Raw genomic sequence first — 456 nt, 5'->3', positions numbered from 1 at the left:
GCGGTGCGGCGGTGGTCCAGCGCATCCTCATGCCAGTCGAGCCCCAGGAAATCGAACAGGGGGCGAACTTCCGCTTCGACATTGTCGACCAGCCGTTCGTAGACGATCGTATGCATCTGTACCGGGAATAATTCCCGCGACCGTTCCCAATGACTGAATACCAGATCGTAGAAATCGGCCGCATCCTCCAGGCGCAGGAAATTGGCCATCGCGTTGTTGAGCTGGAAACTGCTCATGAAGCAGCTGAGCAGCACATCGCAGGGATGGCGCAGGGCCAGGATGAAACGCGCCTTGGGGAACAGGCGCTGGATCAACGGCACCTTGTAGAGAAACAGCGGCGATTTATCGATGAGCAACCGGCCATTCGGGACCGTGCCGACCTTCGCCATCTCCTCATAATAATGCGCCCGCGCGCGGGCGATCGCCGCGTCGTCAAGCGTGGGGATCGCAGCAAGA

1 protein-coding gene is annotated in these 456 nt (G+C 59.6%); it reads right to left on the bottom strand.

Annotated features, from left to right (window positions below):
• On the bottom strand, positions 1-456 hold a 456-nt coding region (locus RAD15_RS43770), incomplete at both ends, for a sulfotransferase family protein (RefSeq protein WP_458184855.1).

Source organism: Bradyrhizobium sp. 14AA, from assembly GCF_054185205.1.
This window is presented reverse-complemented; position numbering and strand designations above follow the sequence as displayed.